General features: G+C 56.9%; 21 protein-coding genes and 1 tRNA gene. 10 read left to right on the plus strand and 12 right to left on the minus strand.

Annotated elements, in window-relative coordinates:
• The 5 genes from WCG50_RS10375 to WCG50_RS10395 all read left to right on the plus strand — a co-directional run.
• Window positions 1-1128: pitrilysin family protein (locus tag WCG50_RS10375; protein ID WP_336899524.1), on the plus strand; the 1128-nt coding region annotated here is incomplete at its 5' end.
• 10 nt (window positions 1129-1138) lie between these two features.
• Window positions 1139-2506: a pitrilysin family protein gene (locus tag WCG50_RS10380; RefSeq protein ID WP_336899525.1), complete on the plus strand. Its 1368-nt coding sequence runs from the start codon at window positions 1139-1141 to the stop codon at window positions 2504-2506.
• A gap of 80 nt (window positions 2507-2586) precedes the next feature.
• A complete protein-coding gene (gene rsmD / locus WCG50_RS10385; RefSeq protein ID WP_336899526.1) occupies window positions 2587-3201 on the plus strand; it encodes a 16S rRNA (guanine(966)-N(2))-methyltransferase RsmD in 615 nt (204 codons plus the stop codon).
• Between the two features lie 40 nt (window positions 3202-3241).
• Entirely contained in the window at window positions 3242-3742 is a 501-nt protein-coding gene (coaD, locus tag WCG50_RS10390; RefSeq protein WP_336899527.1) for a pantetheine-phosphate adenylyltransferase, read from the plus strand.
• Window positions 3743-3854: 112 nt separating this feature from the next.
• The gene (locus WCG50_RS10395) at window positions 3855-4316 is read left to right on the plus strand and encodes a universal stress protein (protein ID WP_336899528.1); all 462 of its coding nucleotides are present in this window, start codon (window positions 3855-3857) and stop codon (window positions 4314-4316) included.
• A 14-nt stretch (window positions 4317-4330) separates the two neighbouring features.
• Here WCG50_RS10395 and WCG50_RS10400 read toward each other — a convergent pair whose 3' ends face one another.
• A complete protein-coding gene (locus WCG50_RS10400; protein WP_336899529.1) occupies window positions 4331-6247 on the minus strand; it encodes a DUF6600 domain-containing protein in 1917 nt (638 codons plus the stop codon).
• A 303-nt stretch (window positions 6248-6550) separates the two neighbouring features.
• On the opposite strand from WCG50_RS10400, the gene WCG50_RS10405 reads away from it, so the two are divergent.
• Window positions 6551-6820, plus strand: a complete 270-nt coding sequence (locus WCG50_RS10405) for a YfhL family 4Fe-4S dicluster ferredoxin (RefSeq protein ID WP_336899530.1) — start codon at window positions 6551-6553, stop codon at window positions 6818-6820.
• A 24-nt stretch (window positions 6821-6844) separates the two neighbouring features.
• Here WCG50_RS10405 and WCG50_RS10410 read toward each other — a convergent pair whose 3' ends face one another.
• The 8 genes from WCG50_RS10410 to WCG50_RS10445 form a co-directional block, all read right to left on the minus strand.
• A complete protein-coding gene (locus WCG50_RS10410) occupies window positions 6845-7276 on the minus strand; it encodes a hypothetical protein (protein ID WP_336899531.1) in 432 nt (143 codons plus the stop codon).
• Between the two features lie 38 nt (window positions 7277-7314).
• A complete protein-coding gene (pth, locus tag WCG50_RS10415) occupies window positions 7315-7929 on the minus strand; it encodes an aminoacyl-tRNA hydrolase (protein ID WP_336899532.1) in 615 nt (204 codons plus the stop codon).
• 75 nt (window positions 7930-8004) lie between these two features.
• Complete coding sequence (locus WCG50_RS10420) at window positions 8005-8685, minus strand: 50S ribosomal protein L25/general stress protein Ctc (protein WP_336899533.1); 681 nt, start codon at window positions 8683-8685, stop codon at window positions 8005-8007.
• 102 nt (window positions 8686-8787) lie between these two features.
• Window positions 8788-9765, minus strand: a complete 978-nt coding sequence (locus WCG50_RS10425) for a ribose-phosphate pyrophosphokinase (protein ID WP_336899534.1) — start codon at window positions 9763-9765, stop codon at window positions 8788-8790.
• A 67-nt stretch (window positions 9766-9832) separates the two neighbouring features.
• Window positions 9833-9909 (minus strand) — tRNA-Gln (locus WCG50_RS10430).
• 14 nt (window positions 9910-9923) lie between these two features.
• Window positions 9924-10787, minus strand: a complete 864-nt coding sequence (ispE, locus tag WCG50_RS10435) for a 4-(cytidine 5'-diphospho)-2-C-methyl-D-erythritol kinase (RefSeq protein WP_336899535.1) — start codon at window positions 10785-10787, stop codon at window positions 9924-9926.
• A 3-nt stretch (window positions 10788-10790) separates the two neighbouring features.
• Window positions 10791-11291, minus strand: a complete 501-nt coding sequence (locus WCG50_RS10440; protein ID WP_336899536.1) for a lipoprotein insertase outer membrane protein LolB — start codon at window positions 11289-11291, stop codon at window positions 10791-10793.
• 8 nt (window positions 11292-11299) lie between these two features.
• Window positions 11300-13054: a tetratricopeptide repeat protein gene (locus WCG50_RS10445; protein WP_336899537.1), complete on the minus strand. Its 1755-nt coding sequence runs from the start codon at window positions 13052-13054 to the stop codon at window positions 11300-11302.
• Window positions 13055-13074: 20 nt separating this feature from the next.
• Between WCG50_RS10445 and mutM the strand changes: the two genes are divergently transcribed.
• Genes mutM through mutY form a run of 3 tightly spaced genes read left to right on the plus strand, consistent with a single transcriptional unit; the run spans window position 13075 to window position 16945 of the window.
• Entirely contained in the window at window positions 13075-13890 is an 816-nt protein-coding gene (gene mutM / locus WCG50_RS10450; RefSeq protein WP_336899538.1) for a bifunctional DNA-formamidopyrimidine glycosylase/DNA-(apurinic or apyrimidinic site) lyase, read from the plus strand.
• Window positions 13891-13939: 49 nt separating this feature from the next.
• On the plus strand, window positions 13940-15901 hold the full coding sequence (locus tag WCG50_RS10455) for a dynamin family protein (protein ID WP_336899539.1): 1962 nt from the start codon (window positions 13940-13942) through the stop codon (window positions 15899-15901).
• Between the two features lie 6 nt (window positions 15902-15907).
• Complete coding sequence (mutY, locus tag WCG50_RS10460; protein ID WP_336899540.1) at window positions 15908-16945, plus strand: A/G-specific adenine glycosylase; 1038 nt, start codon at window positions 15908-15910, stop codon at window positions 16943-16945.
• Here mutY and rapZ read toward each other — a convergent pair.
• The 3 genes from rapZ to WCG50_RS10475 are packed head-to-tail and all read right to left on the minus strand — an operon-like array spanning window position 16938 to window position 20380.
• Window positions 16938-17828 carry an RNase adapter RapZ gene (gene rapZ, locus WCG50_RS10465; RefSeq protein ID WP_336899541.1) on the minus strand — a complete coding sequence of 297 codons (891 nt, stop codon included), beginning with the start codon at window positions 17826-17828 and terminating at the stop codon, window positions 16938-16940. The two genes, mutY and rapZ, sit on opposite strands and share 8 nt — an antisense overlap.
• 3 nt (window positions 17829-17831) lie before the next feature.
• Window positions 17832-19481, minus strand: a complete 1650-nt coding sequence (gene recN / locus WCG50_RS10470) for a DNA repair protein RecN (RefSeq protein WP_336899542.1) — start codon at window positions 19479-19481, stop codon at window positions 17832-17834.
• A gap of 2 nt (window positions 19482-19483) precedes the next feature.
• Window positions 19484-20380: an NAD kinase gene (locus WCG50_RS10475; protein WP_336899543.1), complete on the minus strand. Its 897-nt coding sequence runs from the start codon at window positions 20378-20380 to the stop codon at window positions 19484-19486.
• A gap of 28 nt (window positions 20381-20408) precedes the next feature.
• On the opposite strand from WCG50_RS10475, the gene hrcA reads away from it, so the two are divergent.
• A partial coding sequence (hrcA, locus tag WCG50_RS10480; RefSeq protein WP_336899544.1) for a heat-inducible transcriptional repressor HrcA occupies window positions 20409-21073 on the plus strand: 665 nt, incomplete at its 3' end.

A 21073-nucleotide genomic window follows, 5' to 3' on the forward strand; every position in this document is an offset into this window, starting at 1 on the left:
GTGGCGGCTTTGGGGGGCCGCGAAAACGCCTTCACCAGCAAGGATTACACCGGCTACTACCAGCAGATTCCCGCGAACCGCCTGGAAGATGTGATGAAGCTCGAAGCTGACCGCTTCGCCCACAACCAGTGGCCCGATGAAGAGTTCAAAAAAGAGCTTGAAGTGGTCAAGGAAGAGCGCCGCATGCGTACCGAAGACAGCCCGCGTGCCTTGATGCACGAAGCGGTGGAGGCCACGGTGTTTGTGGCGTCGTCGTACCGGCGCCCGGTGGTCGGCTGGATGAGCGACCTGCAAGCCATGACGCCCTCAGACGCCCGCGAGTTTTACCAGCGCTGGTATGTGCCGGGCAACGCCGTGGTGGTGGTGGCGGGCGATGTCGATGTGGCGCAGGTGCGCGCCTGGGCCGAGAAATACTATGGCCCGGTGCCAGCCCGTGCCGTGCCGCTGCGCAAACCGCGCGAGGAGCCGGTGCAGGCCGGTATTCGGCGCATGGATTTCAAGGCGCCGGCCGATCAGGCCTACGTCTCGCTGTCCTTCAAGGTGCCGACGCTGCAGTCGCTGACCAGCCAGCCAGCGTCTTCAACATCAGGCGACGCAGATGTCTTGGCGCTCACCGTGCTGTCTGCGGTGCTGGATGGCTACAGCGGTGCGCGCCTGGAGCGGGCGCTGACGCAAGGCGACAACCGGGTGGCCGACAGCGCGGGTTCTTACAACGGCTTGTGGGGCCGTGGGCCGCAGCTGTTCACCCTGGAAGGCGTGCCCGCCCAAGGCAAAACGGCGGCGCAGGTGGAGTTGGCGCTGCGTGAACAAGTGGCGCGCATCGCCCGAGACGGCGTGACCGAGGCGGAGCTGAACCGTGTCAAAACCCAGTGGGTGGCGAGCGAGGTCTACAAACTCGACTCCGTCTTTAACCAGGCTCGCGAGTTGGGCAGCCATTGGGTGCAGGGCTTGCCGCTGGATGCCGGTGAGCAGCTGATCACCCGCTTGCGCGCCGTAACCGCCGATCAGGTCAAGGCGGTGGCAGCTCGGTATTTTGGCGACGATCAACTGACCGTGGCCGTGTTGCTGCCCCAAGCACTGGACAAAACCCGCAAGCCACGCCAGCCTCTGGCCGGTGCACGGCACTGAAAGCTGTTTCATGATTACTATTAAAAATATAGCTACTCACGCATATAAAACGGGGGCTACAGCCCTATTTGTTATAAATATGGCGTGGGCCGGGATTCCTGTTGAACATTGGACGCAGCCTTCGGGGGTGCAGGTATTTCTGGCGCAAAGCCAGGGGATTCCGATGGTGGATGTGCAAATTGACTTTGACGCTGGCAGCCGCCGTGATCCGCCGACGCAGGCGGGTCTGGCCAGTGTGACGGCCAGCATGGCCGGCAAAGGCGTGCGGGCAGTTGCGACCGAACCCGCGTTGGATGAAAACGCCCTTGGGGAAGCCTGGGCTGATTTGGGCGCTTCGTTTGGCGGTGGCGCCAGCCAGGACCGCATGAGTTTTTCGCTGCGTTCGCTGACCTACCCGGACCTGCTGGCCAAAGCCACGCAACTGGCGGCGCGGCAACTCGGCGAGCCTGATTTCCCGGCAGCAATCTGGCAGCGTGAGCGCGAAACCCTCAACGCCGCCCTGAAGGAAGCCAACACCCGCCCGGCCACCCTGGCGGCACGGGCCTTTAATGCCGCGGTGTACGGCACGCATCCCTACGGTTTTGAGATGACCGAAGCGACGTTGGCCCGCATCAGTGTGGCCGATATGCAGGCGGTTTACAGCGCGCTGATTCAGCCCTGCCGGGCCAAGGTCACGCTGGTCGGCGCGGTGAACCGGGCGCAGGCCGATGCGCTGGTGACGCAGTTGTTTTTGCGTTTGTCTGGCGATGTGAAGACGCCTACCGCCTGCGCAGCCTTGCCCCCGGTCGCTGAAGTGACGCCGCTGACGCAAGCGGTAGAGAAGCACATTGCTTTCGACTCAGCGCAGGCGCACGTTCTGATCGGCCAGCCCGGTTACAAGCGCGACGACCCGGATTATTTTGTGCTCACGGTTGGTAATTACATCCTGGGCGGGGGTGGTTTTGTCTCTCGTCTGACCACGCAAGTGCGTGAAAAACGGGGCTTGAGCTACAGCGTTTACAGCTACTTTGCCCCGGGACTGCACGCTGGTGCCTTTACCCTCGGGCTGCAAACCCGGCCTGACCAAGCCGAGCAGGCGGTGAAAGTGTCGCGCGACGTTGTGGCTGAGTTTGTGGCGAACGGTCCCACGCAAGAAGAACTCCAGGCCGCCAAAGACAACCTGATCGGCGGTTTTGCCCTGCGCGTGGACAGCAACCGCAAGTTGCTGGACAACGTCGCCAACATCGCCTGGAACCAGCTGCCGCTGGATTATTTGGACACCTGGACGCAACAGGTCGACAAAGTGACCGCCGCCGACATCAAGGCTGCGTTTGCGCGCAAGCTGCAAACCGACAAAATGGTGACCGTGGTGCTGGGTGGCGCAGGCGCGGATAAGTAAGTTTTAACTTGCAGGTGGTTCACTTTTAGGGGCGTGGTTTTTTTGCTTCAGCATTGAATGGCTTGAGTTAAGCTTCTTTCATGAAGCAAAAGAAATCTGAACTCCCTCGCAAGCCCCGCGTGCCAGTCCACGCCACCCCTCAAACCCATGAAATCCGCATCATCGGCGGCCAATGGAAACGCACCAAACTGGCGGTGGCCGACAAACCCGGTCTGCGCCCCACCCCTGATCGCGTGCGCGAAACGCTGTTCAACTGGCTCGGACAGGACCTGACCGGCTGGCGCTGTATTGACGCCTTTGCCGGCACCGGCGTGCTGGGTTTTGAAGCCGCCTCCCGTGGCGCCAAAGAGGTCACGCTGGTCGAGCAGGACACCGCGCTGGTGGCCCAACTCAAACGCGTGCAGACCCAATTACAGGCCAGTGCCACGCAAGTGGTGCGTGGAGACGGCGTGGCCGCGCTCAAGCATGTGGACCCGGCCAGCATGGACGCCGTGTTCATTGATCCGCCCTTTGATTCGGTGCTGTTTGAAGGCGCACTGCAAGCGGCTGGGCGTGCGGTGTCGCTGGAAGGTTTTGTCTACCTGGAAGCCCCGGTGCTGTGGACCGATGCGCAGTTGGAGGTCGCCGGACTCAAAGTGCACCGGCACCTCAAAGCGGGCGCGGTTCACGCGCACTTGCTCAAGCGGCTGGCCTGAGCTTCTACTCACTCCCCCTCAACTCACCCCTAGGCCTGCCATGTCTCATGATGTGATTGCTGTTTACCCCGGTACGTTCGATCCGATGACCCTGGGTCACGAAGATGTGGTGCGACGCGCCACCAAGATGTTCAGTCATGTGATCGTGGCGGTGGCGGCCGGGCACCATAAAAAAGCCATGTTCTCCGTCGAAGAGCGCATGGCCATGGCGCGTGAGGCCGTCAAGGCGTACCCGCAGGTGCAGGTTGAAAGCTTTGCCGGTTTGCTGCGCGACTTTGTGGTGGCCCGTAAAGGTACGGCAATGGTGCGCGGTCTGCGTGCGGTCACGGACTTTGATTACGAGTTTCAGCTCGCCGGCATGAACCGCAGCCTGATGCCCGATGTTGAAACCGTGTTTCTGGCGCCCAGCGACAAATACCAGTTTATTTCCAGCACCTTTGTGCGCGAAATTGCCACGCTTGGCGGCGAAGTAGATAAATTTGTCTCGCCTGGCGTGAATGCCCGTTTGCTGGAAAAAGTCCGCAGCCTGGCCCTCATCTAACGCGTGCGAAATTCAATCCGCGCCCGGTGAAATTTGACCTAACTCAAGAAGACTCTCAAGCGCTTGTCCTACGCTTGAGTCGTTTAAAACCTATTACAAGCTGGAGAAAATAATGAAAATACTTTTGCCCGTCGACGGTTCCGATCTTTCTCTTGAAGCGGTGCGCTTTGCCATTCGTATGGCGCAGGATGGTTTGAATACCTCTGTGGTGCTGGCCAACGTGCAAGAACCCGCCACGCTGTATGAACTGGTGGTGGCACATGACCCCGCCGTGATTGAGCAGGTGAGTGCCGCTGCGGGAGCCCATACGCTGCTGGCTGCCGAAGCCTTGCTCAAAGAGGCCAACATGGCCTATGAGTGCGAGGTGGCCTCCGGCGACCCGGCCCACACCCTGATTGATATTCTGGAGCGCTTTGAGTGCGACCTGGTCGTCATGGGCGCCAGTGGCATGAGCAGTTTGCGCAGTGCGCTGTTGGGCTCGGTGTCCAACGAGGTGCTGCACGCCGCAGGTGTGCCGGTGATGATCATTAAGGCCACGGAGGCGCCCGAGTCGGTTTCTGACTTGGACGCATAAAAAGCGTCTTCCCGTTACCCTTTGGGTTTGTGCTTTTCTTCCTCGCGCTTCAGTTCTTCAACGTCTTTTTTGACCTCTGAAGGTGATTTTTCGCCGCGTTGGGGCTTCTGAACGTGTGGCTCTGCCTTGGGTTCCGCTTGAACCGGTGACTGAGTTTGTGGCTGATGTTTTGGCATGGCAACGGGCGCACGGACCTCTGCTGGCTTAACGATGATGGGCTTTTCTTGTTGTGTTGCTGGGACTGATGGCTTTGGCTGTTCAGTCGGTGTGATGGGCCGGTGTAGGGGTCGTCCGGTAGGCTGCGTGTTTGGTTGAGTCACCGGCGCAACGGGAACTACACGAACGACGGGCGTAACTTGCGTCGCTGGTGTTGGAACTGGCGCTGGCGCTAGTTCCTGCGTTGGCCTTGGACTTTGAATTGGTTTTAATCTTCGCTCTGGGTTGACCCGGGTTTCTCTTGTTCTTTCAACAGGCGTTGCCTTCGGCGGTTGCTCGTTCGTTGCCGGTGTCGCCGCAACAGGCGCTGTTCGTACTGTCTGAGGGGTCGGGGGCACCACTATTTTGGTGTCGTTAGGTCGCTCCACTTGCCGGCCAGGTTTTCGTTCTCCCTGTCCCGATGGTTCTCGCTGGCCCCGTTCTCTGGGCGCTGGCGGCACCATGCCGGTAGCCGGAGCATGAGTGAGAATGTCCCGTGGCACCCGAACTGCAGCTTTGGGTACCGGGTGCGACTGCACGAAGGCGCTCGTCGGAACGGCAATCACCGCACCGGGTACCTGCCGGTTTACATAGACGATCTTGTTGACCTGGGTGGTGTTAATGACCGTGTTGTGAATCACGGTATTGCTGCGGTTGATGTTGTCGATGTAGCGCGGGCTGGCCTGGTAGGGGGGGCGGTAGACCTCGCGGGGGCCGAGCGGAAACCAGGCAATGCCGCTCACGTTGCTGCTGGAGAGGGACAAGGTGAAGTTGTCTCCGCCGATAAATACCACCAATGCCGGAGCGTAGTAGGCCCGTGCGCGAATCGGGCCAGGCACCCAGCCCCAGGTACCCGCCAGAAAAGTCCAGCGTCCGTAGTGCGACACGGCAAAGCCCCAGGGCGCATCGTCTACCCATGTCCAGCCCCACGGATTGATCCAGGCCCAGTGGCCGTCGCGGTATGGGGCCCATCCCATTGGCACCCTGCTGGGAATCCAGACATGGCCGTAGCTCGGCTCTTCGCGCCAGTTGCCGTAGGCATCCAGGTCCTGGTAGCCCACCACGTCAGGCGACACATAACGGGCTGATACCGAGGTGTCGATCTGGCGGTCGCGGTCCCGCGTCCAGCGGTCAAATTCGTCGAGTCTGGGAACGTCGATGAAATCGTAGGATTTCAGTTGGTTGCCCTTGAATCGGTAAGGTTGACGCGGATCGATCACATAAGTGGTGCCGTCTGCATAGGCCTCGCCTTGACCTTTGCGCACGACGATGTCGGTGGCGTTGCTTTCGGGATTCACCTCAAGACGGTATTCGCCGGGTTCTCGCAGGGTAAATGCGAAATTGGGGGTGTCGACCTCAAACACTTGGCCCGGCTCAAGACGGCGCACGCGAACATTCAAGGTGCCCTGATTCAATTGCAGTTGTGCAATCTGGTCGTCGTAGTTGACCATGGTGAAATTGGTTTCACCATTCATCCGGATCAACGCACCACCTACCTGGATTTCTGCCCGGGCTTGCGGATTCGTCCATAAGCGGTCGCCATTCGTGAGGGGGCGGTTGAGGGTGGCGGGGACCCAGTCGTTGTCCGTGTCGCTCGAAAAACTGACGGCACCACTTGCGTACCCCAGACGTGCAACGCGCGCCGGTGGATCGGCATCAGCCCAGCCCTCGAGACTCAACAATGAGAAACAGGCCATGACGATAAAAGCCCGAAGGCGCAGAGATTGCATTTTCATGAAGACTCCTTCCGAAAAAAACGCTAGTGCGTCGCATCAGAGACAGGCGACTGACACGGTTGAAGAGAATGCTAACAAGCCACGTCTAGCTACATCTTGTTCTACATCCATAACGCGTGGTGTGCCGGTTTCGACGCCATGCCTTACTTATTGTTGCAAAACCGGGTGACATGAGCGCCGTCATGGGGCCGGGTTTAAGCCTGATCCCAGTAGGGTGTTAGCGCCTTAAAGGGCTTCATGCACCGATAATCTAAACATGATATTGAGCCAGAACACCTTTAACCCTATTGCGGATGTCCAGTCATGGCGTTGATCATCACCGACGAGTGCATCAACTGCGATGTGTGTGAGCCCGAGTGTCCCAATGAAGCCATCTTTATGGGGGCTGAAATTTACGAGATCGAACCTAGCAAGTGCACTGAATGCGTGGGGCACTTCGACGAACCGCAGTGTGTTCAGGTCTGCCCGGTTTCCTGTATCCCTGTTAATCCGCAATTTGTGGAAGACCAGGAAACCCTTTGGGCAAAGTACCGGCGGCTCCAGCCGGAACTGGTCCAGCCCTCAAGTCGCTGAAGTCATTCGCAGCGCCCACTCCGATCAGGAGCCAGTGGCGGCAGGGCTTTCTTTGGTTTTTTTAGCCGGTTTCTTTTTCTCTCCAGGCGCTTGTGCGGTGAAGTCATCTGGCGTTTTCTTTTTCTTCCTGGCTTTGGCGGGTGCCTTCTTGGCGGCGCTGGCGCTGGCCTTGCTCACTTTTGGGGGTGCTGGCGTGTTGTTGGCAAGGTTCACCTTTTCTTGCTGCACGCGCGCTATTTCCATGGCGTCAGCCGCTCGAGCATCACGACTTGCTGCCAAGTCGGTCTGCTCTTTTTGTGCTGGCGTTCGGGCGTCGGTTACCTCAAGTGTCACGCTGCCCGGACAGGGCGCTTGGCTGTAACTGTTTCCGCATTTATAGACATTTTGACCTGTAGCCCCCGTCATTAAAGCGCTAGCAGCTATAAAAAACAGAGCGGTTAAGGTCGATTTTTGCATAATGTGCTTTCTCTTGAAGGGGCGGTTGGCGTCGGGAATTACAGTGCTGGGGTTTCCGGTTTGGGTACTTTGGGCCTCGGCGGCTTGCTGGTGTGGATCAACATGGTGGCTTTGTCCATGTCGCCCGACAGAAAGTGCGGCAGTGCCTTGACTGCGCGGTCAATGCTTTGGTCAATGGCAATGCGATGGTCCAGAGAGGGTTTTTTGAGCACCCAATGGATCACTTCAGACTTGATGCCAGGATGACCAACACCGAGCCTTAAACGCCAGTAATCGTCAGTTCCCAGTTGGGCGTGGATGTCACGCAGCCCGTTGTGCCCGGCGTGACTGCCTCCCAGTTTGAGTTTTGCTTCGCCGGGAACGATATCGAGTTCGTCGTGTGCCACCAGAATTTCCTGGGGCGAAATCTTGAAAAACCGAGCCAGCGCGGCGACCGACTTGCCGCAGAGGTTCATGAATGTCTGCGGTTTGAGCAGCCAAACCGATTGACCATTCACCGAGGTTCTGGCCACCATGCCGTAGTAGCTTTTGTCCATTACAAGCGGTGCTTTGAGTTCGCGAGCGACTTCATCAAGCCACCAGAAACCTGCGTTGTGGCGGGTGGATTCGTATTCGGGGCCGGGATTTCCCAGGCCGACAAAAAGTTTGATCATGTGCAAATTATCGGGGTGGGTTCAGAAAGCAAAACGGCCCACCGAGGTGGGCCGTTGAGGGACGTCAAAGAAGAATTACTTCTTCTTGGCGGCAGGTGCTTTGGCAGCAGCAGGCGCTTTGGCCGCTGGTGCTCCCTTACCAGCAGGCTTGCCTGCAGGTGCAGCAGCGTCAGCCACTGGCACGATTTCGGCGCCAGCAACGGCCACCACGGACACGAGGACCGGGTTTTTGTTGCCACCGTGTGGCACAGGCGACACGCCCTTGGGCATGGTGATGTCGGCCAAATGCAGTGAACGGCCTTTTTTCAGTCCGCTCAAATCAACGGCAATGAATTCTGGCAGGTCGCTTGGCAGACACAGCACTTCGATTTCAGTGATCACGTGGTTAGCAATGCAACCTTCGTTTTTGATCGCTGTCGAGTTTTCGTCACCGCTGTAGTGCAAAGGCACCTTCATGTGCAGCTTGGTGGTGGCGTCAACGCGCTGGAAATCAATGTGCAAGATGAGTTGCTTGAACGGGTGCATTTGCACGTCGCGCAATAAAACTTTGCTTTCTTTGCCGTCCAGCTCCATGTCGAGCACGGTGGCGTGGAATGCTTCTTTTTTCAGGGCATGCCACAGAGCATTGTGGTCAATTTCAATTTGCAATGGGGTCACAGAACCACCATAAACGATACCGGGCGTGCGGCCGGTGATGCGGAGACGGCGGCTCGCACCCGTGCCCAGCATTGCGCGCTCAAAAGCGACGAATTTCATAGTATTAACTCCTGGAGGAGTCCACCGCGACCAGTGTGACTCCGATTTTAAAAAGGCTCAGAGCGTGCGATAACGCGCGCTCTGAGCCCACTTTTGCTCAAATCAGAAAAGATTTTCCTGATCCGAGAACAAACTCATGACGGACTCGCCCTTGGCAATGCGCTGAATCGTTTCGGCGATCAGCGGTGCCACGGACAGTTGCCGAATTTTCTTGCAGGCCATAGCTGCCTGGCTTAAGGGAATGGTGTTGGTGACCACCACTTCGTCCAGCGCGCTACCGTTGGTGATGCGCTCAATGGCAGGACCCGAAAAAATGGGGTGCGTGCAATAGGCATAAACCTTTTTGGCGCCACGTTCTTTCAAGACCTCAGCGGCCTTGACGAGCGTGCCGGCGGTGTCAATCATGTCATCCATGATGACGCAGTTGCGGCCGTCGATTTCACCGATGACATGCATCACTTCGCTGACATTGGCTTTCGGACGGCGCTTGTCGATGATGGCCAGGTCGCAACCCAGTTGTTTGGCCAGGGCGCGAGCACGCACCACGCCACCCACGTCAGGCGACACCACGATCAGGTCTTCGTAGTTTTTCTGGCGCAAATCGCCCAGCAAAACGGGGGAGGCATAAATGTTGTCAACCGGGATGTCGAAAAAGCCTTGAATCTGATCTGCATGCAAATCCATGGTCAGCACGCGTGCCACGCCAACCGCTTGCAGCATGTTGGCTACCACCTTGGCGGTGATGGGGACGCGGCTTGAGCGTGGACGACGGTCTTGCCGTGCGTAGCCAAAATAGGGAATGACTGCACTGATGCGCTCAGCAGAAGCACGCTTGAGTGCGTCCACCATGATGAGCAATTCCATCAGGTTTTCGTTGGTTGGCGCGCAGGTTGACTGCACCACAAACACATCGCGGGCACGAACGTTTTGGTTGATTTCGACAGTGACTTCGCCGTCAGAGAAACGACCCACTGTGGCTGCACCTAGGCCAATGCCGAGGTGACGGGCGATTTCTGCAGCCATACCAGGATTGGCATTGCCAGTAAAAACCATGAAATCAGGGGGTGGAGCAGCCTGCATGAGAATCCCAGCAATTGAGTAACGTTGCGTCTGCACGTAATGTGTAATTTACGTGCAACAAAAAATTTGGCAGGGGAAGAAGGATTCGAACCTTCGCATGCTGGAATCAAAATCCAGTGCCTTAACCAACTTGGCGACTCCCCTACACGGGTCAACAGTTAAAAACTGCCAACCGATAACCTGTCGCTAGATGCCCAGCCCACAAGGGGGTGATCATCCAAACGATTGCATAACCTGACTTGACATGCGCTTGGAGCGCTTGGCAAGTCGATGTGGTGCAACACATGAGCAAATACTGCGCTTCCAGAGCCTGTCATCCTGCCTTTCAACCCTTGTGTATCCAGCCATTTAAGGGCTTGAGTCACAGGGGGACAAAGTCTTTCAGCAACACTCTGCAAGTCATTTCGACCAAAGCCGAAAGCATCTGCAGCGAAGCCTGAAATTATAGCAGTTTCACTGTTCCTTTTCATGTCTGGGTCTGAAAAAATCAACTTTGTTTCCAATCCTTCATTTGGTTTAACCACGAGGAACTGACCCGGTGGCAAGTTGATTGGGGTCATTTTTTCACCAATACCCTCCACCCAAGCATTGTGTCCCCCCAGAAAAAAAGGCACATCGGCGCCCAGTTGCAATCCGATCTGAATGAGTTTTTCCAGTGAAAAGTTAAGACGCCAAAGCCGGTTCAACGCCAGCAGCGTCGAGGCTGCGTCGGAGGAGCCCCCGCCCATGCCTGCCTGCGCCGGGATACTTTTCTCAATGCCGATGTGGGCACCCAGCGCTGTGTTGCTGGCTAATTTCAGCGCATGTGCAGCACGGGTAATCAGGTCATCTGCCGGCAAGGGGGTGCTGAGGTCTTCGCGGCTAATTTGTCCGTCGTCACGAAGATCGAAATGAAGCGTGTCGCACCAGTCGATGAGCATGAAGACGGATTGCAGCAGGTGATAGCCATCGCTTCTTCGGCCTGTAATGTGCAGAAACAAGTTGAGCTTGGCAGGGGCAGAAATATCGTAAAGCGATTTCATGGGTTATTTCTCAAGCACCAGGCGCAACTCTGCCATGGGTGCAGGTTCAGTTCGCCGGGCGGAGATTCGGCCAACGGCGTGCTTCGACAAGTCGGCGCTCCAACCGGCGACCTTGAGGTCATTGCCGGCCAGCCAGGCAAAAAGCGCCACCACGGGGATGTCGGTGCCAACGGCGTGCCTGATTAAGGCTTCTAGAGATTCAAAGGTGCGAGTGTCACTGTTGCTACGCATGGTCGCCGATTGAGGGGTCCAGGTGAGTGTGGCGGCGGTACTTCCTAGTGGTGTAAACAGGGTCAATTCGCCCGTCACCGGGGTGCCCGTGAGTTCGAATTCGGCGGAAAAAGATTGCGCCGGACTGGAGATTGAGTCCGCTTCAATTTGAATCGCCAGTCTGCCGTGCCACGAAGGAGTTTCTGAGCCAATTTGGCTTGTAGCCCTTGTTGGTACAGCGCAACCAGCTATAAAAAAAGTAGCAAAAAAAATAACGGCAAGGATAACTTTCACACCTGGGCTCACAACGTAACGTTCAAACGTTTCAAGGTTTCAAGCAAAGTTTCGTTTTCGGCATTGATTTTCACGCCTTCTTTCCAGGCGTTGATGGCCTGCTCGCGTCGATCCATTGCCCACAAGACCTCGCCAAGATGGGCTGCAATTTCTGCATCTGGCTTCTCTTTGAAGGCTCCTTCAAGAATGCGCAGTGCTTCCGTCAGATTGCCGCTTCGGAATTCAACCCAACCCAGGCTGTCCAGGATGAATGGGTCGCCAGGCGCAAATTCCAGCGCTTTCAAGACCAATTGCCTGGCCTCGTTCAGCCGGATTTTTCGTTCGGCAAATGAATAGCCGAGTGCGTTGTAAGCGTGCTGATAATCAGGCTTGGCCGCCATCACACTTCGCAGCAAGCGCTCCATTTCATCGAGTTTGTTCAGTTTTTCGGCCACCATGGCCATGTCATAAACCAGATCAAAATCTTCCGGGTTGCTTGTGGTGGCTTCAGTTAGCAATACGTAGGCGGCTTTATATTGTTTGCTTTCCCGCAGCAACTGAACTTCAGCTGTGATTTTCATTCGTGCATCTGCTGGAGTTCTAACCGGTTGACTGCGTACCAGTGCGAGGGCTTCTTCGAGCTTGCCTTGGCGGGCCAGTAGGGCAGCGCGCCTGAGTTGGGCGTTAAGCAGGTCGTCAGTGCTCTCGATGTGTTTCAGCCATACATCTGCCGCCGCGAAATCTTTTTTTTGCTCGGCAATCTGAGACAGCGAGAGATAAGCTTGCACCAGACCCGGATTAGCCTCATCTGGCGCCGCTCCATCAGGTTTGGCAAGCGCCAGTTCCACATAGTGTTTGAGCGACTGCTCCGCCACAACTGGCTTCCCGTCTTGCAATTCGAGCGCACCGCGAATCAGCCAGGCTTGTGGAAAATCTGGTTTTTCAGTAGTGATGGCCACCAACTGCGCCTGTGCTTCCGGGTAACGCTGGGCATCAAGCAAAACCCGTGCATAAGCCATGCGAACTTCATGTTGTGGATGCTTATCAAGGTATTTTTTAACGAGAGCTTCGGCCTGTGGTGTGCTTGGGTTCATCATGGACAAGGCCAGCATGATGGGTTGGGTCGATTTGGCATCCACAGTCTGCGCTTTGCGGGCAGCTTCCAGTGCCCCACTGCTATCACCTGCATCAAGTCGCATCCGCCCGATGACCGTCCACGAAGCGCTACCCATTCCTGGCGCAGTGAGGAAGTCGGTCAATGCCCGCTCTACGGTGGAGGAAGCCAGTTTTTTGTCGGTTGTGCGCGCAAAAAAGCGCGGAATCGAGGCAATGGCTGCAGCGCGGTCCTTGATATCCGCAGTGGCGATTTCTCGTTTAAGCGGCTCCACTGCCTCACTGACCCGGTTTAAACCAATCAATATCTGCAAGACATACCGGTTGGCTTCTTTGGAGTTGGGAATGGCCAGTTTCCAGTCACGCGCTGCCTTGAGCGCCGACTCGCCAGAGCGCGCCTGAAGGGCAATGTCAACGGCGCGCTGGTAGAGTCGGGTGTCATTGGTCTTGCGCGCGGCATCCAGAATCAACGAGAAGCCTGCACCGGGTTCTCCATCCCTTGCGTTGAGCTCACCGAGCAAGAGTTGATAAAAGAGCTCACTGTCGAGTGCCGATGTGATGTGTGTGTCTACTTTGGTGACGGGCGTTTGCGCCTGTGCCGTCAGCACGAAAACACAAAGAACAAGGGTGGAAAAACGGTTGAAACGCATCATCAGACCATAATAATCCATGTCCGTTAATTTTCTTTGCTATGCCTGAATTACCTGAAGTTGAAGTCACACGAATGAGTTTTGCCGACAAAATTGCCGGTGCCACCGTGCAGTCGGTGCGCATGGGCAAGGCCTTGCGGTGGCCTTTGGGTTGCGATGTGAGCCAACTTGCTGGGCGAGTCGTTCGGGCGGTGCGCAGACGCGGCAAATATTTGCTGATCGACCTGGATCAGGGCTTGCTGCTGGTGCATTTAGGCATGTCAGGTAGTCTGAGTTTTGCCGCGCAGTTGCCGCCAGCCGGAGCCCACGACCATTTTGAAATGGTGACCAGTCAGGGCACGCTCAGGCTGAACGACCCCCGCCGATTTGGCGCGGTGGTTTTCGCGGGCAGTGAAGATGATCCCATTGCGCACAAGCTATTGGGAAAACTGGGCATGGAACCATTGACGAATGGATTTGATCTAGACCAGTTTCATGCCGGTTTAAAACGCCGCAAAGCGGCCATCAAGCAAGTGCTGTTGGCGGGTGATGTGGTGGTGGGCGTGGGTAATATTTATGCCTCTGAGGCGCTTTTCATGGCAGGTATCCGGCCGACCGTGAGTGCTGCCCGTTTGAGTCGACCGCGTGCTGCCAAGCTGCATGCGGCCATCCGGGAAGTGTTGGCTCGCGCAGTCGCCAAAGGCGGCAGTACCTTGCGGGATTTTTCCAGTGCCAGTGGCGAAAATGGATATTTTCAGTTGGAAGCCATGGTTTACGGACGGGAAGGGCAACCCTGCCGGGTCTGTGGCACACCGGTTAAATCAATTAGGCAAGGTCAACGTTCGACGTTTTACTGCCCTCAGTGCCAAAAGACTTAGGCGCCCTGAGGCGGCTCGGTGATATATTGAAAGATTGCTCGGAGGATATTTGAGTACTACATTCAACGAAAAGTTTGATCAACACGGCACTTGGCGGCGTGAATTTGCGCTGCGGCTGAAACTGTTGGCTGAGTGGATGAAAGACCACGAACTGCTGGATTCTGCAGTTGAAGAGCGCCTGCGTCGCCTAGAGCTGCGGGTGCGCGCCGATAAAGTCATGGTTGCTTTTGTGGGGGAGTTTTCGCGCGGGAAATCCGAGCTGATCAACGCCATTTTCTTTGCCGGTTACGGTCGCCGCATCATGCCTGCCAGCGCCGGGCGTACCACCATGTGCCCGACCGAGATGGGTTATGACTCGGCTGTTCCACCGTGTTTACGCTTGTTACCCATTGAAACTCGCCTGCAACCCCAGGCGTTAATGGAGTGGCGCATGGTGCCCGAAAAGTGGACCCGAATTGACCTGGATGTGAATGATCCCAAGCAATTGTCTGGGGCACTGGCCAAGGTGGCAGAGACCCGTCGCGTGACGCAGGAAGAAGCCCGTGCTTTGGGATTCTGGCAGCAAGAAGCGCCAGAAGATAACCCGACCGTTGACGCTCAAGGCTTGGTTGAAGTGCCTCGGTGGCGTCATGCGCTGATTAATATTGCACACCCCTTGCTCAAGCAGGGCCTGGTGATTCTGGATACGCCGGGGTTGAATGCCATTGGTGCCGAGCCTGAACTCACCGTCAGTCTGATTCCACAGGCGCATGCCGTGGTGTTTATTTTGGGCGCTGACACCGGCGTTACCAAATCAGATCTGTCCATTTGGCGAGAGCATTTGATCAGTGATGATGAATCAACCAACACCCGCTTGGTGGTTCTCAACAAGATTGATACTTTATGGGATGCGTTGAGCTCCCCCGCACAGGTTCAAGCCCAGATCGATCGCCAGCAGGCGTCTACGGCAGAAATACTGGGTATTTCTGCGCAACAAGTTATTCCCGTATCCGCTCAAAAAGGTCTGGTTGCCAAGGTCACGGACGATGCGGCTTTGCTGGAGCTCAGTTGCCTAACCAAGCTGGAAGAGGCACTGGCCCACGACATCATGGGTCAGCGGCAAAAAATGCTGGGCGCGGCCGTGGCCAATGGCATTTCAGATTTGCGAACCGAGGCGGGTCGCGTCATCAATATTCGCCGCAGCGACCTGACCGAGCAGATGATGGAGCTCAACGGTTTGAAGGGTAAAAATTCGGCAGTGATCAAGAACATGCGCTCTCGCATCTCGCAAGAGCAGGCCGAGTTTGACCTGGGTGGCGCCAAAATTCATGCCGTGCGTTCCGTGCACATGAAGCTGCTGCGTGAAGTGTTTGGGGTGTTGGGCCCCGTCGCGCTAAAGAAAGAAATGGCGGAACTCACGGCAGTTTTGCACCAAAAAGGTCTCAAGCTAGGCGTTAAAAAGGCTTACGGTGAAACCTTTGGCCAGTTGCGCGAGAGTCTGCGTCAGGTCCAGTCCATCTGTTCAGAAATTCAAGTCATGCTGGCGGCCACGTTCCGGCAACTCAATGCCGAGCATGGGTTTTCGTTGCAGCCACCGACCGAACCGCCGATGGCTGTTTATTTGCATGATATTGATATGGTGGAGCGAAGCCACATCCAATACCTGGGCATTGGCAATGCTTTCAGGCTGGCGCAGCCCGAGTTTGCCGACCGTTTGGTGCGTGCCTTGTCTAATCGCCTTCGGGCGATTCACGAGACGGCGCTCGGAGATATTGAGCTTTGGAGCAAGTCCGCTGCCTCACAACTGGATGCCCAGTTGCGCGAACGCCGTCGCAACTTTAGCCGCCGCCTGGAGGCCATTGACCGTATCCAGCAAGCCTCGGGGGGGTTAAATGACCGCATTGGAGAGATTGAGGCTCAAGGCGACGCCTTGAATCAACTCAACACCAAGCTGTCGGAGCTGACGGACTACCTTTTAACAGCCACTCAAGGTGCACGTACAGAGACTACCCAAGCTTTAGAACGGGTTTGACCTCAGGTGCTCAAGAACTTCGCCACCGAGGTGGTGCAATGGCAAAAAACCCACGGGCGCAACGATCTGCCGTGGCAAAACACGCGCGATCCGTACCGGGTCTGGCTGTCCGAAATCATGCTCCAGCAGACGCAGGTCGCCACAGTGCTGGACTATTTTCCGCGCTTTCTAGACCGGTTTCCCGATGTGGCTGCGCTGGCTTCTGCCACGCTGGATGAAGTGCTGGGCTTGTGGAGTGGTCTGGGCTACTACAGCCGGGCCCGCAACCTCCACCGGTGCGCGGTCGACGTGATGGCGCTGCACGGCGGGGCTTTTCCGAATACAGCGCTAGCGCTTCAAACCTTGCCTGGCATTGGTCGCTCTACGGCGGCGGCGATTGCTTCTTTGTGCTTTGCAGAACGGGTGGCTATTCTTGACGGCAACGTGAAACGGGTGCTGACCCGCGTGCTGGGCTTTGAGGCTGATCTGGCGCTTTCCGCCAATGAGCGCCAACTATGGGACGAAGCCACCCGGTTGTTACCGGTAAGCGATTTGCATCAAGCCATGCCGCGCTACACGCAGGGTGTGATGGATCTGGGTGCCACGCTGTGCACGTCCAAAAAACCTGATTGTGAAAGGTGCCCGGTGGCGCTGAACTGTGTTGCCCGGCTGCAAGGCCAACCCGAGCGTTACCCGGTGAAGACCCGAAAACTCAAGCGCAGTGCCGAGTCCCTCTGGTTGCTGTGGGCGACTTCAGAAGATGACGCAGTGTGGCTGAACAAACGACCGACACCGGGTGTCTGGGCGGGACTTTATTGTTTTCCCTTGTTTGAGAGCCGCGAGGCGCTCGAAGCGGCGGTGCCTGCCAGCCACCGCGCCGCTTTGCAAGATGCGCCTGCTTTTACCCATGTATTGACGCACAAGGATTTATACCTGCACCCGGTTCAGTTGCAGCTGCCTGCTTCGGCCTTGGACGCGCTAGAGGGGGCGTGGATTGCGGCGCAGGCTTGGCAAGTCTTGGGCTTGCCCGCGCCGATCCGCAAGTTGCTGACGCAGCCTAGATAGCGTCAAGTTCCCGGTGGCGCTTGAGCGTCACCCATTGGCTTTCAAACAATTTCACCAGTTGTTCCACCAGGTACACGGAGCGGTGTTGACCACCGGTGCAGCCAATGGCTACCGTGACGTAGCTGCGGTGATCGCGCGCCAAAGCGCTCAGCCAGTGGTGTAAAAACTGCTGGATATGTTCCAGCATTTGATCTACATCGGGCTGCTCACGCAGGTAGGCGGCGACCGGTTCATCGCGCCCCGTCAAATGCCGCAACTCGGGCTCATAGTGGGGGTTGGGCAGCATGCGCACGTCAAACACATAGTCTGCATCACCGGGCACCCCGCGTTTGAAGGCAAACGACTCAAACACCAGCGTCAGCTGCTCGCTGGACGTCGAAACCAGCGACTTGACATAGCCCTGTAACTGCGAGGGCCGGATGATGCTGGTGTCAATGACATGGGCGTTTTCGCGCAGATCGGCCAGCAGCGTGCGCTCCAGTTCTATGGCATCTACCAGCGCATGACGCTGGTCACCGCTGGAGTGGTCGGAGGCCGATTGCGACAGCGGGTGTTTGCGCCGGGTTTCTGAGTAACGCCGCACCAGCGTGCCGGTGGTGGCGTCCAGAAACAGCGACTTCACCGAAATGCCTTGTCTTTTCAGGACCGAGAGCTGCTCGGGCAGCAAGGGGAGGGACGTGGCGGTGCGCACATCTACTGCAATCGCCACCCGGCTGGCTTTGTGGGCTTTTTCCAGGGCAACAAAGGGCACCAGCAGCTCAGGAGGCAGGTTGTCAACGCAAAAAAAACCCGCATCCTCCAGCGCATGCAGCGCCACCGACTTGCCGGAGCCCGACATGCCGGTGATTAAAACAATCTGTAAATCCGTGTTTTCAGTCTTCATTAATTACTCACTTGCCTGCAACATTTCTTTGGCGTGCGCCACCGTGGTGCCCAGCAGGCGCTCACCACCCAGCATTCGAGCCACTTCCATCACCCGTTGTTCGCCCTGAATGGCCGCCACCGAACTCACTGTCGAGTTACCTTGTAATTGCTTCGCCACCACCAAATGGTGGTCTGCACAAGCCGCGACTTGAGGCAGATGGGTGACGGCGAGCACTTGCCGGTCGATGCCTAATTGCTTCATGAGTCGACCCACCGTCTCAGCCACAGCGCCTCCAACGCCGGCATCCACCTCGTCAAAAATCAGAGTTTGGGCCGTACCAAGCTGGCTGGTTGTCACGGCAATGGCCAGTGCCATGCGCGACAGTTCGCCGCCTGAGGCTACTTTATTGACGGGCCGGGGTGTGCTGCCCGCATGCCCTGCGACCAGAAAACCCACCTCTTCCAGGCCGCTTTGCATCGGTTGAACTGACTTTTGCAGCGCCACTTCAAATTGACCACCTTGCATGCCCAAGTCCTGCATCGCGAGCGTAATGGCTTTGCCCAGCAGGGGCGCAGTTTTGGCGCGGGCCTTGGAAATCAGCTTGGCCTCAGCCATGTAAGCGTCAAGCGCAGCAGCCTGGGCCGCTTCCAGTCCGGCCAAGTCGGCAGCTGCATCCAGTTTTTGGAGATCCTGTTTCCAGGATGACAGTAACTCGGTCAAGTCTGCCGGCGCACGTTTATAGCGCCTGGCCAGTGACAACCACAAGGCCATGCGCTCGTCGAGTTCACTCAAGCGCTGCGGGTCTGGCTCGGTCTTGCGCAGGTAGGCGCGCAAAGAATGAACGGTGTCTTCAACCTGCGCCAGACTTGAGGTTAAAACCTCAGCTAGCCCCCGAAAATAGGGCTCAAGGTGCTCCTGTTGTTGTAGCAGATGGCAAGCGTTGTGAAGGGCGCTCAAAGCACTATTTTCGTCATCATCGAGCGTTTGAATCGCACCTTGCGCCGCATCCAGCAGGGCCTGTGCGTGTGAGAGTCGACCGTGTTCAGTGTTGAGTTCTTCCCATTCATCGGGCAAAGGTGCCAGTTTTTCAACTTCGCCAATTTGCCACGCCAAACGTTCCCGGTCACGTTGCAGTGACTCCTGGGCGGCGTTTGCCTGGAGCAGGTCACTTTGCGCTAGCCGCCAGCGTTGCCAGAGCGTTGTCAGAGCGGTTGTTGAAACTCTGGCATAAGCGTCCAGCAGACCACGAACCGCATCTGGGCGGGTCAAACTTTGCCAGGCGTGCTGCCCATGAATATCCAGCAACTGCTCGCCAATCTCGCGCAACTGTGTGGCAGTGGCGGGACTGCCATTGATCCAGGCGCGGCTCTTGCCTTGGGTGTCCACCGTGCGCCGCAGCAACAGGCTGTCGCTGATGTCAAACCCAGCGGTATCAAGCCAGGTGGCCAAAGCCACTGTGGCGTCAAACTCGGCGCTGACATCCGTGCGGCTGGCGCCCTCACGGATCACGCCGACATCGGCCCGTCCGCCAGTAACCAGTTGCAGCGCATCAATCAGGATAGATTTACCGGCCCCAGTCTCACCGGTGAGCACCGTAAAGCCACGGGACAGGTCGAGATCCAACTCGCGCACGATAACGAAATCGCGCAACACAATACGTTTTAAGCTCACGGTCAGGCTACTCCTTCATTCCAGTGCAGTTTTTGGCGCAGCGTGTCAAAGTAAGACCAGCCTTTGGGGTGCAAGAAGCGCACATGGTGTTTTGAACGCGTTACCACGATGCGGTCGCCGTGCATGAGCGAGGCGAGCGATTGGGTGTCGAAGCTGGCGCTGGCATCCCGGCCTGAGACAACTTCAATCGCAATCTCTGTCGCATTGGCCAGGACGATTGGCCTATTTGACAAGGTATGCGGTGCAATCGGCACCAATACCCAGCCTGGAATAGAGGGGTGCAAAAGTGGCCCGCCAGCCGAAAGTGAATAGGCCGTGGAGCCTGTTGGTGTGGCAATGATCAAGCCATCAGCACGCTGGTTCGCCACGAAATGGCCGTCCACCTCCACCCGCAATTCCACCATACCCGAGGTAGCGCCCCGGTTCACCACTACATCGTTCATGGCCAGTGCGTCAAATACGCAATGGCCGTCACGCATAACACGGCCATGAATCAGGCTGCGGTGGTCTTCTTCAAATTCACCCCGAAGCATGGGCGCCAGCGTGGTGGCAAAGTTGTCAAATGGAATGTCGGTAATAAACCCCAAGCGGCCCTGGTTAATACCAATCAGCGGCACACCGTAATGCGCGAGTTGCCGACCAATGCCCAGCATGGTGCCGTCGCCTCCCACGACCAGGCCCAAGTCACATTGCACGCCAATTTCGGTTACCGTCATCGTTGGGTAACCCGACATTCCCATGTTGCGTGCGGTGTCATGTTCCAGAATCACCTCGCAACCCTGGGCATGCAAAAAATGGGCAATGCTTTCAATCGCATTACGCGAAGACGCCCCCGAAGCCCCTGACGCGACCGTCTGGTATTTACCTATAAGTGCAACCTGCCGGAATTTCGATTTCATCGGCAAATTACATCACTAAAATGCCCTGATGCTCGATGAACGTGCCAAGTTGTTATTGAAAGCGCTGGTTGAGCGCTATATCGCCGATGGGCAGCCCGTAGGGTCGCGCACGCTCTCTAAAGCCTCGGGCCTGGACTTGTCGCCCGCCACCATCCGCAATGTCATGTCCGACCTCGAAGAACTCGGTCTGATTGCCAGTCCGCACACTTCGGCAGGGCGCATTCCCACAGCACGCGGCTACCGTCTTTTTGTCGACACCATGCTGACCGTGCGACAAGGGCAATTTTCAGCACACAGCCTCGCGCCTGATCAGCCGCAAAAAGTTATTTCGAACGCCGCCAACCTGCTGTCAAGCCTTTCTCAATTTGTCGGGGTGGTCATTTCGCCGCGTCGATCTTCTGTATTTCGGCATATTGAGTTTTTGCGGCTGTCGGAGCGACGCTTGCTGGTCATCATCGTTTCGCCCGAAGGCGATGTGCAAAACCGTGTGATCTTCACCGAGGTGGACTATTCGCAGCCTCAACTGGTGGAAGCTGCCAATTACCTTAATAGCAATTACGTGGGCCTGGCGATTGAGCAGGTCCGTGAGCGACTCAAGAATGAAGTTGAATCACTTCGCTCTGAGATTGCCAGTCTGATGCAGGCGGCTGTGGCTGTCAGTTCCGATGCCATTGCCGAAACCCAGGATGAAGT

It is taken from the genome of Rhodoferax sp. (assembly GCF_037143375.1).
Lineage (GTDB): Bacteria > Pseudomonadota > Gammaproteobacteria > Burkholderiales > Burkholderiaceae_C > Rhodoferax.